We start from the raw sequence: 17,349 nt of genomic DNA, 5'->3' as shown, positions 1-17,349 counted from the left end.
CGGTGGCACAAAAACTGCTAGTATCTGCGCAGGCCAAAGCCACGAAATGGAGCGATGTCATGGCGACCCCAAGTGGACAGATCAGCGAAGAATACCGCCGCATGCAGGAAAAACTGCACGAGAACCCCAATTACGGCGTCGCGTCCGTGCAATATGCCCCGGTCGTTGCCAAGATCATGCAGCAGACCGGGACCAGCGAGCTTCTGGACTACGGTGCGGGGAAGGGCCGGCTGGGCGAGACCCTTCGTCAGCTCATCAGCACGCCGCTGAATATCCACCACTACGACCCGGCGCGGCCCGAATGGGCTGCCGAGCCGTCACCGTGCGGCTTCGTGTGCTGCATCGATGTTCTTGAACATATCGAGCCCGATTATCTGGACAGCGTGCTCGATCACCTGAAGCGGCTGGTAATGAAGCGCGGTTTCTTCACCGTTCATACCGGGCCGGCGATCAAGGTCTTGCCGGATGGCCGCAATGCCCACCTGATCCAGGAAGGACCAGCTTGGTGGTTGCCGAAGTTCATGGAGCGCTTCGATCTCACCGTCTTCCAGAAGATGCCGCAGGGCTTCTGGGTGCTGGTCGAACGGAAGCCGGAAAAGCCGATCCTGGTCGAGCCGGTCTAAGCGCCGGATTATCAAACAAAAAGGCCCGAACATTGTTCGGGCCTTTTTTTGGATCTCAAGGATCGTCAGGGCTGAAGAATTGCTTCTTTGTGAAGCTTGGCGACGCGCCGGCCGGATGCGGTCTTTGCCGAGTGAACCGAGCGTGCCATCAGGTCCTGCCAGCTCTGCGTCTGATTGGAGGCCTGATGCTCGGCCAGCCATTCCTGGGTGTATTCGCTGCCCTGAGTTTCCTCGAACACCGGCATGCCCTGAGTGTAATGCACGAGTTTGGCGTCTGTGCGGGGTTTGTCGTAACCGACCAGATGGTTCCATTCTCGCGGAAGGTCGCCGACCAATTGATCTGGCAGCCAGTCCAGCCCGTGCGGCGCCCGGGCCTGTTTGGGGTCTTCGACATAGTCGGGGGTCAGGATCCGGTTGGCCGGATGACCGCAATTGAACATGATCATCGACGCCCATTCGAACTTCTTCACATTCTTCGACACCATCGCTGCATACCGGTCGTCGCACAGGGCAAAGAGCTCGGCGAGATCCGCAAGGCAAAGATAGTCTGTGTCCATGAACATTGACCAACCCTGGTAGCCGGACAACCAGGGAGTCAAGAACCGACTGAAGGTGAAGGGGGTCAGCCCCTGACGGGTCATCGGCAAGGTGGGCAGCACCAGGGGCGTGATTGCGACGGGCTTTGAGCAGCGGCGCAAAATGCTGAATTGAAGGACGTTATAGGAAACAGCTTGACGGTGATCGTAGCCGATGAAGATGCGCAGTGGCTGTTCGTAGGTTTGGCCGGACATCGTTCTTTCCAGTTAGGACAAGGCGTCGTACATCGCGCCGGTCAGCTTGTCGGTGGCCGACGTGCCGATCGCGGGCAGGCTTGAAATGAAGCTCGATGCCGATGAAAGCCCGCTCATCAGGGCATCGTGACCGGCACCGAGGCTCAGCGGTTGGCCAAACGCATCCTGGTCTTCCGAAACACCTTTCTCGACAGTGTCGAAATCATTCCGGTAAACGCCTTGGCTCAACTGGATCACGTACTGGACCGCCTTTTCCGATCGCACATCCAGGCCTGGCAGGCGCGAAACCCGCACCAGGTAATCGCCCTTATCCAGCTCGAACGTGCCGGCCTGGAGTGCTTTGAAATTTTCGTAGGCGTCGCCGGATTTGGGATCCTGATCTGCAATCAAGGCACCGCTCGACTTGGAAAAGACCTGAACGCGCAGCAATTCCTTGGACTGCTCATCCGCCGCCAGCGTGCCGAGCTTGGTATTGGCCGTCGTCGTCACCCGGAACTTAAAAACATCAACCTTATCGCCCTCGGTCAGCGAACTGAACAGATTGAGGCGGCTGTCATTCTTACGCAGGATACCGATATCCCGCGCCGTCATGTTGTTGTCGATCTGAACGTCGTTGGTGTTTTTCTGGTATTCCTGCTTCCGGCCGGAATCGTCGATCTCTTTCTGATCGACCAGAACCTTCACTTGTTCGTTGATGGCAGCAAGGTCATCGGCGGCATTTGGTGCGGGCTTTACATTGCTGTCTTCGATGGCCTTGGCTGTGTCTTTCCGCGCCTGCGCCAGAATAGCGGCATTCTTGGCAATGAGTGCCGCTGCCTCTGCATTCGCTGCCTTGGTCCCTGCACCGACATAGTCAACCATATTCTTCGCCTCCGCAGATGAGCCGGTTCAGGCCGTCAAATTCATGAATGGTTGCGCATTCTTGCCCGTCACTGGCGCGGGATTGGCTGGAGCCGCAGGTGCCGCGCCGACATCGGTTGCCCGTTCCGGCTGGGCGGAAAGTCCTTCGGCAATGGAGCGGTTGATGTCGAGAATCGGTTGGATCTTGCTGCCATCGAGATCGCCGAGGCGCTGCATCAAGTGCCGATCGACGAGAATTGAAAGCGCCAGAACGTTGTCTCTGATGTCCTTTGGCAACTCGCAAGACGGGTCGATGAGCGAGGCCTGGAAGATCGACCATAAGCGCTGATTGAGGATCAGAGCGGTCCGCAGAGCCTCGCCATTGTCGTCGGTGATTCGGGCGGCAAGGACGAGACGACGGGATGCCTCGGCCAGCGCCCAGGCCTCGGTGCTGCGCGGATCCATCGCTCTCGGTTGACTTGCGTAACCAGTCGCCGGCTTCATTCCATTCCCTCCGTGGCGCCATCCAGCCGCTAATTCGGCGGGAAGGGCCGACTGCTTTGCCTTCCACTATACCCTAGAAGAGCTTCGCCGTCGCCTTGAGAGCCCGGTAGTAGTCACCGCTATGCACCAAGCGTGCCACTTCCGTAAGCGCAACAAGATCGTCGGACCGGTGTCGCATGGTTTCCGCTAGGATGGCCTCGAATTTCACAAGGTTTTCCTGCGCGTTCTCCGGAAACAGGTAAATAAGCTGGATAATAAGGTAGAGCTGCTTCTCGATCGTATCGGCGGCACCATCTTTCATGACCTCACGGCCACGCAGAAAATTCGCCTTGTTAAAGAGATAGAAGCTACCCGGCTCTTCACCACGTCCAATGACAGCACCATTAACGATCACTTTTTCGCCGGGACGAAGGGTAAATTTGAGCGGCAAGGCGGGCCTCCATGAGATCTCGGATACCCGTTAACGCGCCTAGTTCCCCTAAACCCCCGGTAGCTCTCCGGTGGTCAATCGAACCTTTGGGATGGACGGGCAGCGGCGACGCCGCTGCCCGATCCTACCCAAGCTCCTACGATTAGAACAATCGCAAGATCGCCTGCTGCGCCTGGTTGGCAAGAGAAAGCGAGATCGTACCCAACTGCTGCCTGGTCTGCAGGGTCAGGATGTTCGCACCTTCTTCGTTCTGATCGGCGGCAACCAGTTTACTGGCGCCTTCGGTCAGCACGTCCGAGAATTCCTTGGTGTAGTCCTCTCGGGTTTGGATGATGTTCAAGTTGGTACTGAGGTTCGACGATGCGGCTCGCAGCGAGAGCTTTGCGGCATCCAACTGCTTGATCGCATTGTCGATGTCGGATCGGTCATTCCATCCGTTCTGGGCGAAGTCGAGCCTCAATCCCTGTCCGTTGGTTTGCACGTTCTGACTGACGACCGTCACGTTGCTGGTGTTGGCTTCGTTCAGCTGCACCGCAAGGTTGTTGGCATCCGATGCGTCCGTTGCCTGTTTGGTCGACAGGACGGCCGTTCCGCCGGTATTGGCCTTGCGAACGTCGAAGGCGATCGGTCGCTCGGCGGTGAATTCACCGCGAACCTTGAAGTTCAATTCCTGACCAGTCGTTTGGAACAACGTATTGGCGGAAAGCGAGAGAACGAACACGGCACCGCTATTGAGACCGCCCTGAACGCTGAACGTCAGCGATGCCACGGCGATAGCTGCGGCGTTGGAGAAGCCAGAGAGCGTCACCGTCTTCGACGCCGTCCCACCGAACTCGTCGGTGTATTGGAAGGTCGCCGAGGTCGATGTCGCGGTGATCGTGATATTAACGCTGGTCACCGTGTTGTCGGCAAAGCTCTCGGCGCTGTGCACGGCCACCGCCCCGATGCTGAAGTCCACGCCGGTCAAGGTCGTGCTGACTTCGCTGGCTGCGGCGGCTGCGGCAGAGGCAGTGAACTTCAATTCACCATAGTTGAAGGCAATCGAGGCACCTTGACCGTCGACCAGGGCGGCAAAGTTGTTCTCGACCGAGTTGGTCGCGCCCACAGACACCACGACAGTGACGGTGGCAGATGTACTGCCAACGGCATGAGCCACGACGCTGAAGGTTTGGAAGTTGTTCTCGGTGTAGTTGAAGGACGTACCGACCACGGCGATCGACACGTTATAGTCGGCCGACACGGCGGTGATGGAGTTGATGTTGATCGACGCAATCGCGTTCGAGCCAGTACCATAGGCAGCGCCCACGGCAGCGTTGTACTTCGACGATTGCAGCAACTGGCGCTCGTCGACGGTGAGGCGGGCCGTGCCGGAATCGAAGGCGAAGGCGTTTTCACCATTCGCCAGCTTTCCCTGACCGAGCAGATTGAGCCCGTCACGCGTGATAATTTCACCGTTCTGGTTGGTCACTTGCAGCTGCAGGTTGACATTCTTTTCGATCACCGAGGTGCCGACGCCGGCGGTATCCGGGACGTCCTCAATGGCTTCGAAATCGATGTTGAAGCTGACCACGGTGCCGCTGGTGAACTTGGTCGAGAAGCGCAGATCGACACCATTGGATTTGGCGATCTGCCAATCCAAATTGGTGAAGGTCTGGGTAACCGTCTGATCGCCTTCCGACACGGTGAAGGTCTTGTCCTTGCCGGTACCGCCAGACAGCTTGACGATAACGGAGTCGTAGTTGGCATTGGTCGTAGAAGCAAAACCGTTGATCTCGAGGTTCGAGATGCCACGATCGGTCTGTGCCCGGGCGATATCGGCGCTGGAGCCGGAGATCGCACCATCACCTGTAACAGCGATCTTGTATTTGTCGGCCGAAACGACGTTGGTCGTGATGGCATTGCCGATGCCTGAGAGGGCATTGACCGCCGCCTTGGACGACGAGGTTGCATCGATCGTAAGACCCGAGCCAATCAGCAGGTTTTTGCCCTGGTAGCCTGAGTCGGCCGCGAGGCGATCGATCTGGCGAAGCAGGGTGTTGTACTGGTTGGCGAGACTGTTACGCAGCGACACGGACGACGCGTCGGTGCCCAACGAGCCGAGAGCCTGGGTGGTGAGACCGCGGGCCTGCTCGACCAGCTTTTCAATGTTCGTGATGCCGGTATCTGCCGATTTGATCGTGCTGATCGCCTGGCCGATACCGTCTTTGAGGCTGTTCAAGTCGCCAGCGCGCTGGTTGAGACCCTTAGCCGCGAAGAACTGGGCCGGACCTTCCAGAGCAGAGTTGATCTTGTTGCCGGTCGCCAGGCGGAGCTGGGTCCGCTCCAACTTGGTTGTCGTGTTTTGCAGCAGCAGGAGGTTGCTGCGTGTGCCAGCGGCAAGCTGGACTTCGTTCTGTGCCATAAGAATGCTCCCTTTGGAGTCGACGTTATGTCGAGGCTTTGCCCCAACAGCCGCAGGCAGAATGCAGGCGGCTCAGACAGGGAAGCAATTTCCCTGCCAAGTGGAAATTTTTGCCGAAAGTCCAGGGAGTTGGCCGTTTTTCGCAGGGCCAAACAGTTGTATGCTGGGTAAATTCTGCCGCTTTCGGCAATTATTGCCTAGGCGAAATTGTCCTAAGGGAAAAAGCTGCCCAGTTTGCAATGGTTTAGCGCTAACAGAATGTTAATATCCTGCCTAGGCGCTGGTACGAAAAATGCAGGGAGTCTGAGAAAATCATGCCCGGTGAGGAGCGGAGTGTCGTGGACACCATGTTGGACGTGATCGATTTCACCGGGCGCGGAATTGCACCGGAGTTGAAAGCACAGGCGAAGCTGCCGACGACCGGTCCTCTCGTGGCTGCTCAGAAGACGAAACTGAACCCTGGCGATCAGCGCAAACTCGATCAACTGATGGACCAAGCCGGCCAGGCACATCGTCAGGGCAAGATTGAGAGGGTCCGCCTACTCCTTGAGCAAGTTATTGAAATCCAGTCAGATAATGATCTGGCTCTGTTCAACTTGGGCATCGTTCTGCGCGATGCCAATGTTAACGGCAGGGCCGAGTTGATGTTCCGCCGGGCCATCAAGGCGAACCCGGAACGAGTGGAATGCTATCTGGCACTGGGGGACATGCTCTTTAGTCTCAAGCATGCCCTTTCAGCGGTGAAGGCCTATGAACAGGGTCTGGAACGCGCGCCCAACAACTTAACGATGCTGGTCAACTTGATGCGCGCGCGCATTGCCCTGCGCAACCCGCGCGATGTCGAGGCCCTGGCGCGCCGCATTCTCCTCATTGAACCCAAGGAAGCCGACGTCCTTTGTTACCTGGCATGGAGCCTGTGGCTGCAGAAAAAGGATTTGACAGAGGCTCTCACGTATATTGATCGCGCACTCGAAGTCACGCCCGATCACGTCCGCTCGCTGGCGGTGAAGGAGCGCATTTGCGCCGAGATGGGTGACGAGGAGACCCGACGCGAGGTCGAGGCCTGGCTGCTCGAACGGATGCGCCGCGGCACGATCGCTGACTTTCGCTGCGTGCGGGACATGTATCATTGGTCGGACGCGGCAGACAAATCCGTACTCTATCTTAACGAATACCTGGCTCATCACGAGTCCGACCCGGAGGCCGAAGCAGCAACTATTCAGGCGACGATGCAAGACGGCGACTTTGTCGAAGCGCATCGCATCGTCGAGAAGCTGGCGGCCCAGTTCCCGGACAAGATGCAGTTGCAGATGTCCCGCGCCCTCAATTTGTTTCGCTTGGGCAGGTTCGACGAAGCGATGCCGCTGATGGAGTCCCGCTGGGGGCGCGAACACAACGGCGGCAAGCTCGACTTCCCCGTTCCCGCGTGGAACGGCGAGGAAATTCGCGACGGCAAGCTGGTCATCTATGCTGAACAGGGCGTCGGCGACCACGTCATGTATGCTGGACATATGATCCCGGTCAGGGAGCGTGCCAGCCATATTGTCTTCGAGATATCGCCGCGCCAGACGACGTTGTTCCAGCGTAGCTTCCCGGATTTCGAGATCATCGAAAGAACCAATCTGCCGCCGCATTGGCGGATGGAGGAAGTAAAGGCCAAGGTCGCGGCGGGCGATCTCGCTTATGTGTTGGGCGAAGACTACCGGAACCTGCCGGGACGCGAAGGTTTCCTCATTCCGCACCCGGATCTGCTGCGTAAGTTGCGCAAGAAGTATCAGGAAAAGTTCCCCGGCAAGCTCCTGGTGGGGATTTCCTGGCGTTCCGGAAACCGGGACAGTGCCGGCGTTCGTTCGTTGGAATTGGAGAACTGGCTGCCGATTTTGCAGAATCCGAACTGCGGATTTGTCAGTCTGCAATACGGTGATGTCAGCCGCGACATCGAGGTGCTGAAAAGTGAATTCGGCGTCGAGGTGCTGCACGATCCGACGGTCGATGCCATGGGCAACATGGATCCCTTCACCTGCCAGGTGGCGGCGATGGACATCATCATTTCCGTAGACAACAGCACGATCCATTACGCGGCGGGGCTCGGCAAGCCTGTCTGGGCGATGCTGCCGATCAATTGCGACTGGCGCTGGCTGACCGAGGGGGACAAGTCCATCTGGTACGACAGCCTGCTCCTCTTGCGCCAACACAAGGGCGACACCTGGGAAGAGATGACGGCGAAGGTCGGCGGCATGCTGGCCAACGTCGACGTCGGCGAATTGCATCGCGCGCATGTCGGCATGCTGAAGCGTTGCGCAGAGACATTGCAGAAGTTCGGGCGCACCTCGGACACGGAAGATTACTGTCGTATGCTGCTCGAGGAAGACGCCTGCAAGGATGTGGCGCTTCATGGCATTGCGATCGCCGCGATGAATGTCGGTAAGCCTGGGGATGCCGTGGGAATTCTGATGCGCGCCTTGGAGTTGGCACCTGAACGCGCTGAATTGCACGCCGAACTGGCTGTGGCGCTGGCCGCCACCGGTGAGACCGGTGCCGCTGAGCGCATTGCCCGCGAGACGCTGCGCCGGTTCGGCGACAGCGAGGAGGCCCTGACCGCCATGGGCCAGATCCTGGTCCGCGAGGAACGCTATGACGAGGCCGGCGATTTCTTCGCGCGTATACTGCGCAAGGATGCCGGCCATATTCCAAGCCGGGTCCGCTTGGCCAAGATGATGGGGGCCCAGGGCGAGTGGGGGCTGGCGCGCGCAAATTATGACAAGGCGTTGAAGTTCGCGCCCACGTCGGCTGTCGCCCATGTCGGCGTGGCAGAAGCATCTCTACGGCAAGGGGATTGGGCGGCGGGCTGGCTGGAGTTTGGCTGGCGTTTCGGCACCCGTCCCGGTCTGCTTCCGCGCCATCTGGAGACGATCGACCCCAAGAAGTATCCTGCTGCCTGGGACGGCAATCATCTGAAGCGCAAACGGTTGTTCCTAAGGGCTGAGAGGTCGAAGGCCGAGCAGTTGCTATTCGCGCCGCTGCTGGCGGAAGCCGTGACTGAGGCACGATACGTCCTCGCTGAATGCGACCGCGAACTCATCCCGCTGTTGCAGCCGGTTTTCCCCAAGGTCGAATTCGTGCCGGCAGGGACATTGGACCCCAAGGACTTCCTAGATAAACGAATTCAGATCCAGACCAGCCTCGGTGACCTCGCGGCGCGGTATCGTGCAAACGCGGCTCAGTTCAATCAGGCACCGGCCTTTGCCTTGAAGCCGGACGAAGCGCTTACCCGGCAATTGGCTGGCGAATACCGCGAGGTCATGCCGAACCGCAGATTGATCGGTCTCAGCTGGCGGGGGGGTGACTGGTCTATGAAGTCCAGGCTGGTCGACTGGCTGGAACTGATGGATGCCGATGGCATCGCGGTTGTGGCGATTCAGCGCGACATGCCCCAAGCCGATCTCGATGAACTGGCGGCCACCGGCCGGAATATGATCGTCGATCCGCGCGGCCAGGCGAGTATCGAGGCCATGGCCGCTCAGATCGCGGCACTTGATGGTGTCATCGCCATCGATGACATGACCGCCCATCTGGCCGCGCAGCTTGGGAAGCGGGTGGTCAAGCCGGTATCGCGTGTTGACCATTGGTACTGGGGTGGCCCAAACTTCCAGCAGCCGTGGTATAAGAATGTGACGACTGTCTTCCATGGAGACGGTTCCGGACAGAATGACGTGATCAACCGCGCCATCGGCGCCGCTATCGCGCAGGCTTGACGCGATTGGTGGCGGCCTGTCCAGCAAGAATAAGACGGTCAGGCGTCGCGAAAGGTGTTTGAAATGAACCGCAAATCTCGCCGCACAGCAGCCAAGCAGCTGCGCACAGCGGACGTCAAGGGGACCGACGAGAATTCCGTCGCCCTGTTGCTCAACCAGGCGGTGGCGGCGGCGCAGGCCGGCAATTGGTTGGATGCCGAGAAAATTCTGAACCACCTGCTGGCGGTTGACCCGGACCACGCCGAGGCAGCGCACATGATGGGCATGGCGATGTCCAGCACTGGTCGCACAATTGAGGGCGTCGAGTTTCTGAAGAAGGCAACCGCCCTGAAGCCGAACGAAGCACTCTATTGGAACAACTTGGCTACCAGTTACACCGCGGCACGCATGCTCGCCGAGGCAGTCGATGCTGCGCGCAAGGCAGTCACTTTGGAGCCTGGTTATGCCATGGCCTGGGTGCGCCTCGGCGACGCGCTGAGCGACATCCGCGATTTCGCCCATGCCTGCGACGCCTATCAGCGCTATACGACATTGGCGGGGGCCGAGCCGGCGGTCCAAAAGCAGATTGCCAATTGCCTAATCAACCTCGGCCGTCTGGAAGAGGCGGAAGAATGCCTCAAAGCACTGCGCGCCAGCCTGCCCGGCGACATCGAAACGCTTGGCAATCTTGGCGCGGTGCTTGTCGCGCGCCACAAATACGCCGAGGCGCTGCCCTGTCTTGAAGCGGCGACAGCTGCCGATCGGAAGAAGTATTCGGCGGCATTCAATTATGCGCGGGCGCTCGAGGGAACTGGCCAGACGGATCTGGCAATTCAATGGCTGCGCCGCGCCACAGCTGTCGATCATCGCAGCGACGATGCGTGGCTGATGCTCGCTGACCTTCTGCTGAAAGTTGGCCAGATTGACGAAGCCCTTGTCTCTGCCAAGCGTGCGCATGCGTTGCGGCCCAGTTCGACGGCGGCCGGCGATTTGTTGCGTCGGATCGACGCTGCCCGCAGCCCAGGAACTGCCCCGTCGGCCGTCAAAGCGCCGCCGACCATGTGGGATTTCCATCTCGGCGACGGCGCGACGGGGCCGGATCTGCCTGTCGGCGGTATCGAGGTCACCTTTGATCAGGGCGCGACCAACGGCCGCAACGTAGCGGCAACACCGGCCAAGGCACCTGCGGCCGCGAAGGCTGACAAGCCCCAGACCGGTGGTGAACCCCATATTGTCGATCTCACGGTCCTCAAGATCGGCTGACCTTCCTCATTGGCCAACGTAAAAACGGCGCCTGCGAAAGCTGGCGCCGTTTTTTGTTGTCCGGATGGCTCCCAAAAGATGAACCCGGCCCAGCGGGAGCGAATCGCTGGGCCGGGTTTGCCGAGAGCCGATCGGGGGATCGGTCCTCAGAACAGGCGCAGGATGGCCTGCTGCGCCTGATTGGCGAGGCTGAGTGAGATGGTGCCGAGCTGCTGCCTTGTCTGCAGCTGCAGCATGTTGGCGCCTTCTTCGTTTTGGTCGGCTTGCACCAGCTTGTTGGCGCCCTCCGCCAGCACGTCGATGAACTCCTTGGTGTAGTCCAACCTGGTTGTGATGACGTCGAGATTGTTGTTGAGCGCCGAGGCGGTAGATCGGAGTCTGATCTTGGCCGCATCGATCATGGCAGCGGCATTGTCGATGTCTGCCCTGTCGAGCCAATTGTTCTGCGCGAAATCGATGGCGAGCCCTTGTCCGTCGGTCTTCACGTTTCGGCTGATGACCGTAACCTGGTTGGTGTTGGTCTCGTTGAGCTGCACCGTCAGATTGTTCTGGTCGGTACCATCCGTCACCTGGATCGTATTAAGGGTCGAGGTGAAACCGGTTTGTGCGGCACGGACATCGAAGCGCAACTCATCCGGTGCGGTGAAAGCGCCGATCGCGTTGTAATGCAGCGTCGCTTCGGCATCGGCGCGCAATGACGTGCCGCCGATTGTGATCTGCACGACAGCGCCGCTATTAACGCCGCCGCTGATGACGAAGCTCAGAACCTGGGCGGAATTGAGGTCGCCCGTGATAAGCGCCTTGCCGCCATATCCGTCGTCCAGCACGAATGTCGACGCCGAGCCATCGGTCTTCAAATTGATGGTGATCTTGTGCGCCAGATTGTCGGCCATGCCGGTGATGCTGGTCAGAGTGACGTTGCCGGCAGAGACTGCGCCGCCCGTGACGTTCTCTGTGGCGTTGGCCTGCGTCGCATCCGATGCCGAGGCGACGGTGATGCCGTTCAGGCCGCTGCGCAGGAAGTTGATATCGACGCTTTGGCCGTTATCGGCGATCGAGCTGAATGTGACGACGCCATCGGCGCTGACAGAGATTGCCGCTGTCGAAAAGGGACCCGTCGCCGTCACGGTATAGATGTCGAAATGGCCGGTCGTGAAATTGAAATTGCCGGCGGTCGCCGACGCCGTGATGTTGTAGGTGAAGTCGTTTGAGATTCCCGACGTCGAAATCACAGGCGTGCCGACGATGCCGCTCGACGCACGGCCGTAGGACTCGCCGATCGCGGCGCTGTAGGCCGACGACTGCAGGATTGTGCGCTCGTCGATGGTCAGGCGCGGTGTACCGGTGTCGAAGTCCCAGCTGTTTTCGCCATCGGCCAGTTTCTGCTGTCCCAGCAGATTGTTGGCCGAACGTGTAATCTCCTGGCCCACGCCGTTGAAGTTGGAGACATTCACGCCGAGGTCGATAAGCTTCTCGACGACCGAGGTGCCGAGACCGTTGGTATCGGCAACGTCGTCGATCTGATCAAAATCGATGTCAAAGTTGATGTGCGTGCCGCTGGCGAACTGGTGGTCGAAGTTGAGCACCTGGCCAGTCGACTTTGCATCTGCCCACTGCTGCAGTGTGAAGGTCTTGGTGACAGCGACGTCGCCCTCTGTGATGGTGAAGGTCTTCGCCTTGCCCTTGCCGCCGGTGTAGCGGATCGAGACTGGGTCAAGGTTGCCGGCCGTCTTGCTTTGGAAGCCGCTGATCACCAGATTGCTGATGCCGCGGTCACGCTCCGCATCGGCAACGTCGCTGGCATTCGGCGCAATGCGGCCGTCGCCCGACACATCGATGACGTAATCGTCCACCTTGGTGACGTTGGTAACACGTGCTGCAGTCACGCCGGGCAGCGCGTTGGTGGCGCTCTTCGACGACGAGGTCGCATCAAGACGCAAGCCGGAGCCAAGCAACAGGTTTTTACCCTGATAGCTCGAATCCTCGGCCAGCTTGTCGATCTGACGCAGCAACGTGTTGAACTGTTCGGCCAGCGACTTGCGGAGGTCGACCGAGTTGGCGTCGCTGCCGAGGTTCTGATAGGCGGAGGTGATGAGCCCCTTCGCCTGCTCGATCAGGGTTTCGATCTTGGTCATGCCGGTGTCGGCAGCCCTGATCGTCGAGACCGACTGATTGATCGAGTCCTTCAAAGTGGCGAGATCGTCGGCGCGACGGTTGAGGCCCTTGGACGCGAAATACGCCACTGGACCGTCGATCGCGCCGTTGATCTTGTTGCCCGTGGCAAGGCGCTGCTGGGTCCGGTCCAGTTTCCCGGAGATCTGCTGCAGCAGGAGGAGGTTGCTGCGGATGCCGCCGGTTAATTGAATGTCATTGGTCGCCATCTGGGTTCTCCCGAATGTGTTCTGCGACTTGGGTGGATTGTTTCTGACCACCTTGTGGCGCCTGTCGCCACGTCTCGGGAGGCTTTAATGCAGCTATCGTGCCAATTCATAAATTATTGATATAAAATGATAAAAAGCATATTTTTGATTGTGAGCGGCTATGCCGCCTTTGCCGGGTCTGGAAGAATCAGACCAGTGGACGGGGCAGCTTTTGCTTACTTTTCGTAAAATGCGCGGCGTTGGATGCGCCTGTCGCGGGGCCGGTCAGCTGTTTTGCCGATGATTGTGCGTGCCTGTGCAAGGTTGACGCAGGCAAGGGAGGAGGCCATCGCTTCACCACAATATGATGTGGTTGGGCACTTCATCCTATTGCAAGTTTTGAGGGGTCGTCCTATCTTGGAATCTGGGTGACTTTAAGTTGGTGTAGGTTTGTCAGTTTTCTATTCCGACACCTGCACCGTTTAGTTCACCCCTTCATGTTGCACTCTCACCCGTGAGAGGCGGGCAACATAGGCGAGGAACGTTTCGGAATGGTAAATGTCGCACAGGCATTGAGTTCGGGAGTCAGCGGCGCTGCGCAATACGCGCGGGCGTCTGCGGCCTCGGCTGCCTGGTCGACTGAGCCGGTGGATAACGCGGCGGCTCCCGAAGCTGCGGCAGCGTTGCCCGCAGAGCAGACGGTTCTGTCGGTCGACCGCTCCTACCGCTACAACAGCTTCGAATTCTCCTACCGGCAGGATTTTGGCAAGATCGTCCTGATCCGGCAGAGGCCGGATACCGGTGAACTCGTCCAGCAGTTTCCGTCCGAATACTATTTGCGCAAATATGCCGACAGCCAACGTGTGGCGCAGAGTGCCGCCAACGAGCAGTCAAATACCGGTTTTCGTCCTGGCACCAGTACCGGGACCGGCACCGGCACCGGCACAAAGCAGACATCGGCGGGTTCGACCCCGGTTGTTACGACCACACCATCGCCTGCTCCGCAGCAGCCCGCGCCAAGTGTGGCGCCAGCCGCCCCGTCCCTGCCATCGGCACCTGCTTTGCCGAGTGCTGGGGCCAGCCCGAGCGCACCCGTCAATCTGACCGTTTAATTCTGCAAAATCAGACGATTGAATGGTGACGTGAAGTGTCGCCCACAATCATGCACGCTGCTGAACGGCAACGGGGCAGGCAGCAGCTTGGCGCCGCGACTTGGTTGCACTGCCGCGATTGTTATAGCCGGTGACGGCGGCGCGCTTGTCGTCAAGCGCCTGAACAACCGCACGCATCACGCGCTCGTTGACGTCGCGCATAGCTTTGAGCGCGCGAAGATTGTCCTGGACCGCGGTCTGGAAGCGCTCGGTCGCCTCGGTAAGTTCGTCGCGGAGGGCGGCGCTCACGTTGCTGATATCTTCGCCGGGTTCGCGCAAGGCCAGGGTGAAGGCCTGGTAGGCGTCCGCCAAGGCGACCTTGTCCATCTGCAGCTGCTTGAGCTCGGTGGGCTTCAGGCTGCGCATCAGTTCCAGTTCGCGCTCCATGCAGCTGATGAGCTGCGAGGTGATGGCCAGCAATTCCGTCATCCGCGTTGTCTTGTCCATCACGCAACCTCCTGAATTTGCAGCAATTGCTTCTGCACGATATCGGCGATACCCAAGGAATGCGTGCGGGCGATGGCCTTGCCGTATTCCTGATTGAGCAACCCTTTGAACATATCCTCGCCCTCGCCACCGCCGGTGACGGGGTCGGGCTCGACGTCGGACGAGATCTGGTCGAAGACGAGGCCCGCAAAGAAGGCCTCGAAATCCTCGGCAACCTTGGCGATCCCGGCGGCGTTGCGCGGCATCTGCTTCACGCCCGGCGTTGCCTGCAGGCGTGGATCCATCATGACGGGGCTGGTGCTGAGATCGGTCATCCTATTGCACCGTGATATCGGCCTGCATAGCGCCGGCGGTCTTGATCGATTGCAGGATTGAGATCAGGTCGCGCGGGCCGACGCCCAGCGAATTGAGGCCGGCCACGAGTTCTTCGAGCGTCACGCCATCGTTGAGGATAGCCAGCTTGCGGTTGGGGTCTTCCTGCACATCGATATTGGTGCGCGGGACGACGGTCGTAACGCCGGTATTGGAAAATGGTGAAGGTTGAGAGACTTGGGGCGTTTCCGTCACGCGAATAGTGAGGTTGCCCTGGGCAATCGCCACCTTACTGATGCGCACGTTCTGCCCGATCACCACGACGCCGGTATTCTCGTCGATAATGACCCGCGCCTGCTGGTCAGGCTCGATTGGGAGTTGTTCGATATCGGTGATGAGGGAGGTCGGATTGCCGCCATATTGGGCGACGTTGAGTTGCACGGTGCCAGAATCCATGGCGCTGGCGGTCCCTGCGCCGACGAACTCATTGATCGCATCGGCAATCCGCCGCGACGTGGTGAAGTCGGGATTGCGAAGAGCGATCTTAAGCGATTGCAATTGCGAGAAATCGAATGGCACTTCGCGCTCGACGATGGCGCCGCGTGTGATACGGCCGGAAGTCGGCACGCCGCGAACAACAGTCTCGGCGGCGCCTGTCACCTTGAAGCCGCCGATCGTCAACTGGCCCTGGCCGACGGCATAGATCTCGCCATCGGCACCCAACATCGGGGTTGCGAGCAACGTGCCGCCCTGCAGGCTGGTGGCATCGCCAAGCGAGGAAACGGTGATGTCGATCTCGGAGCCTTGGCGGGCGAAGGCGGGCAGGGTGGCGGTCACCATGACGGCGGCCACATTCTTCGGCTCGAGGTCGGCATTGGCCTGGTTCACCTTGACGCCCAGGCGCTCCAGCATGCCGATCAAGCTCTCGCGGGTAAACGGCGCCTTTTTCTTCACGTCATCGCCGGTACCGTCGAGGCCCACGACCAAGCCATAGCCAACAAGCTGGTTCTCACGCACGCCTTCGAACTCGGCGATGTCCTTGATTCGTGAGAGAGCATGCGCCGGCCTTGCCGGCAAAGCGGCGGTCAGGATGATCGCTACGGAGGCCAACAGCGAGGTCAGCTGCCTCAGTCGACGATATCGGCGGTGATGAAGGTTGGTCGTCATTGCGCACTTGCGTCCAATCGGGTCGGATCTTTGTCCGCCCTGGGCGATGCGAGTTCCGTGCCACGCGTTAGCTTCTTGGATAAATGAATTATTTCAGTTGGTTAGTCGCAAATCATGCGGCGATGCCGAGACGCGGTGGTCCCGGTGGGGGCGAAATGCCTGGTTTCGACAGTACGCGCGCGGCAGAATTTGCCCGCTCTGCCCGCCGTCTTTGCACGGCCAAGTTGTTAATTCTTTTAATCTTTTATTAGCCCGCCATGCTACTATATGAGGATGAATCGGTCCCCCCGATCCAGGTGAGTGCGTGGCCATAAAAATCGACCCAGTTTCGCCAAAACCGGTCTCTGCCAATCGTCGTGTTGGCGGTACGGCGTCGGCTACCGGTGGCGGGGAGTTCGCCAAGGCTCTGGGAGAAACCCAGGCGGGTGGCGGCCATCCCGTGTCGATGTCGATGAGCGTCAACTCGCTGGCCGTCGTCTTGGCGGTGCAGGAAACCCCGGATGCGGCCAAGGGTCGGGCGCGCCAACGTGCCCGCGACCGTGGCCTCAAGATGCTCGATTTCCTCGAGGAGATCCGGGTCGGTCTCCTGATGGGCGCCATTCCGCGCGAGCGCTTGGAGCAACTGGCGCAGATGGTGCGCGCGAAGCGGGAACAGATTGACGATCCCAAGCTCACGGCGATTCTTGACGAGATTGAACTGCGTGCTGCCGTGGAATTGGCCAAGCTCAGCCGCTGACCATTGTCCAATTGGTCAAGAAATTAATCATTTCAATAATTTGACTGACCGAAGGAGCGATAAAACGCACTTGCGGGCAGCGGCCTTTTGCCTATACTCCGCGCCAAATTCGTCCCCGATTCCAACCCGTTTGAGGGGCGAAGTGGCAACGACAAGTCGAGACCACGCATGAAGCCTTTGCTGTCGCCTGACTACCGGCCCTCCGACAAAGAGCCTTTCATGAACCCTGTACAGCTTGAGTACTTCCGCCAGAAGTTGCTGGCCTGGAAGGGTGAGCTGCTTCGTGAATCGGGCGAGACCTTGAGCCATCTCCAAGAAGAGAGCTTGTCCGAGCCAGATCTGGCCGACCGCGCCTCGCTGGAGACCGACCGTTCCCTGGAACTGCGCACCCGCGACCGCGAACGCAAGTTGATCCAGAAAATCGACGAGGCCATCGGCCGGATCGAGGACGGGTCCTACGGGTTTTGCGAGGAGACCGGCGAGCCGATTTCCTTGAAGCGTCTGGAAGCCCGGCCCATCGCCACCTTGTCGCTGGAAGCGCAGGAGCGCCACGAGCGCATGGAGCGAACTCACCGCGACGATTGATCGAC

Annotated in this window: 15 protein-coding genes; 6 read left to right on the top strand and 9 right to left on the bottom strand. The window is 59.4% G+C overall.

Going from position 1 to position 17,349, the window contains the following annotated elements:
• Window positions 1-59 precede the first annotated feature (59 nt).
• Window positions 60-623, top strand: a complete 564-nt coding sequence (locus SMD31_RS01390) for a methyltransferase domain-containing protein (protein ID WP_320498820.1) — start codon at window positions 60-62, stop codon at window positions 621-623.
• A 65-nt stretch (window positions 624-688) separates the two neighbouring features.
• Here the strand turns inward: SMD31_RS01390 and SMD31_RS01385 are convergent, their stop codons facing one another.
• The 5 genes from SMD31_RS01385 to SMD31_RS01365 all read right to left on the bottom strand — a co-directional run bounded on the left by SMD31_RS01385 (window position 689) and on the right by SMD31_RS01365 (window position 5,589).
• Window positions 689-1,414, bottom strand: coding sequence for a hypothetical protein (locus SMD31_RS01385; protein WP_320498818.1), 726 nt, complete (start codon window positions 1,412-1,414; stop codon window positions 689-691).
• A gap of 12 nt (window positions 1,415-1,426) precedes the next feature.
• Entirely contained in the window at window positions 1,427-2,275 is an 849-nt protein-coding gene (locus SMD31_RS01380) for a hypothetical protein (protein ID WP_320498817.1), read from the bottom strand.
• Window positions 2,276-2,302: 27 nt separating this feature from the next.
• Complete coding sequence (locus SMD31_RS01375; RefSeq protein WP_407652066.1) at window positions 2,303-2,758, bottom strand: flagellar biosynthesis regulator FlaF; 456 nt, start codon at window positions 2,756-2,758, stop codon at window positions 2,303-2,305.
• A 73-nt stretch (window positions 2,759-2,831) separates the two neighbouring features.
• Window positions 2,832-3,188, bottom strand: a complete 357-nt coding sequence (locus SMD31_RS01370) for a flagellar biosynthesis repressor FlbT (protein ID WP_320498815.1) — start codon at window positions 3,186-3,188, stop codon at window positions 2,832-2,834.
• 142 nt (window positions 3,189-3,330) lie between these two features.
• Window positions 3,331-5,589, bottom strand: coding sequence for a flagellin N-terminal helical domain-containing protein (locus SMD31_RS01365; RefSeq protein WP_320498814.1), 2,259 nt, complete (start codon window positions 5,587-5,589; stop codon window positions 3,331-3,333).
• Window positions 5,590-5,936: 347 nt separating this feature from the next.
• Between SMD31_RS01365 and SMD31_RS01360 the strand changes: the two genes are divergently transcribed.
• Both SMD31_RS01360 and SMD31_RS01355 read left to right on the top strand, forming a co-directional pair.
• The gene (locus SMD31_RS01360) at window positions 5,937-9,344 is read left to right on the top strand and encodes a tetratricopeptide repeat protein (protein ID WP_320500989.1); all 3,408 of its coding nucleotides are present in this window, start codon (window positions 5,937-5,939) and stop codon (window positions 9,342-9,344) included.
• A gap of 63 nt (window positions 9,345-9,407) precedes the next feature.
• Window positions 9,408-10,586, top strand: coding sequence for a tetratricopeptide repeat protein (locus SMD31_RS01355; protein WP_320498812.1), 1,179 nt, complete (start codon window positions 9,408-9,410; stop codon window positions 10,584-10,586).
• Window positions 10,587-10,732: 146 nt separating this feature from the next.
• Here SMD31_RS01355 and SMD31_RS01350 read toward each other — a convergent pair whose 3' ends face one another.
• Window positions 10,733-12,967, bottom strand: a complete 2,235-nt coding sequence (locus tag SMD31_RS01350; RefSeq protein WP_320498810.1) for a flagellin N-terminal helical domain-containing protein — start codon at window positions 12,965-12,967, stop codon at window positions 10,733-10,735.
• A gap of 530 nt (window positions 12,968-13,497) precedes the next feature.
• Here SMD31_RS01350 and SMD31_RS01345 point away from each other — a divergent pair.
• The gene (locus SMD31_RS01345) at window positions 13,498-14,058 is read left to right on the top strand and encodes a hypothetical protein (protein ID WP_320498809.1); all 561 of its coding nucleotides are present in this window, start codon (window positions 13,498-13,500) and stop codon (window positions 14,056-14,058) included.
• A 48-nt stretch (window positions 14,059-14,106) separates the two neighbouring features.
• On the opposite strand, the gene SMD31_RS01340 is transcribed toward SMD31_RS01345, so the two are convergent.
• From SMD31_RS01340 to SMD31_RS01330, 3 genes are read right to left on the bottom strand one after another with little or no spacing between them, the layout of a single operon-like run.
• Window positions 14,107-14,544: a hypothetical protein gene (locus tag SMD31_RS01340; RefSeq protein ID WP_320498808.1), complete on the bottom strand. Its 438-nt coding sequence runs from the start codon at window positions 14,542-14,544 to the stop codon at window positions 14,107-14,109.
• On the bottom strand, window positions 14,544-14,858 hold the full coding sequence (locus tag SMD31_RS01335; protein WP_320498807.1) for a rod-binding protein: 315 nt from the start codon (window positions 14,856-14,858) through the stop codon (window positions 14,544-14,546). The genes SMD31_RS01340 and SMD31_RS01335 overlap by 1 nt, the downstream gene beginning before the upstream one ends.
• Window position 14,859: 1 nt before the next feature.
• Window positions 14,860-16,023 carry a flagellar basal body P-ring protein FlgI gene (locus SMD31_RS01330; RefSeq protein ID WP_320498806.1) on the bottom strand — a complete coding sequence of 388 codons (1,164 nt, stop codon included), beginning with the start codon at window positions 16,021-16,023 and terminating at the stop codon, window positions 14,860-14,862.
• 304 nt (window positions 16,024-16,327) lie between these two features.
• Here SMD31_RS01330 and SMD31_RS01325 point away from each other — a divergent pair, with 304 nt between their 5' ends.
• Entirely contained in the window at window positions 16,328-16,759 is a 432-nt protein-coding gene (locus tag SMD31_RS01325) for a flagellar assembly protein FliX (RefSeq protein ID WP_320498804.1), read from the top strand.
• 168 nt (window positions 16,760-16,927) lie between these two features.
• On the top strand, window positions 16,928-17,344 hold the full coding sequence (gene dksA / locus SMD31_RS01320) for an RNA polymerase-binding protein DksA (RefSeq protein WP_320498802.1): 417 nt from the start codon (window positions 16,928-16,930) through the stop codon (window positions 17,342-17,344).
• The last annotated feature ends 5 nt before the right edge of the window (window positions 17,345-17,349 follow it).

Source organism: Dongia rigui (assembly GCF_034044635.1).
GTDB lineage: Bacteria > Pseudomonadota > Alphaproteobacteria > Dongiales > Dongiaceae > Dongia > Dongia rigui.
Note: the sequence above shows the minus strand (reverse complement) of the source record. Positions and strands in the feature narration are given on the sequence as shown.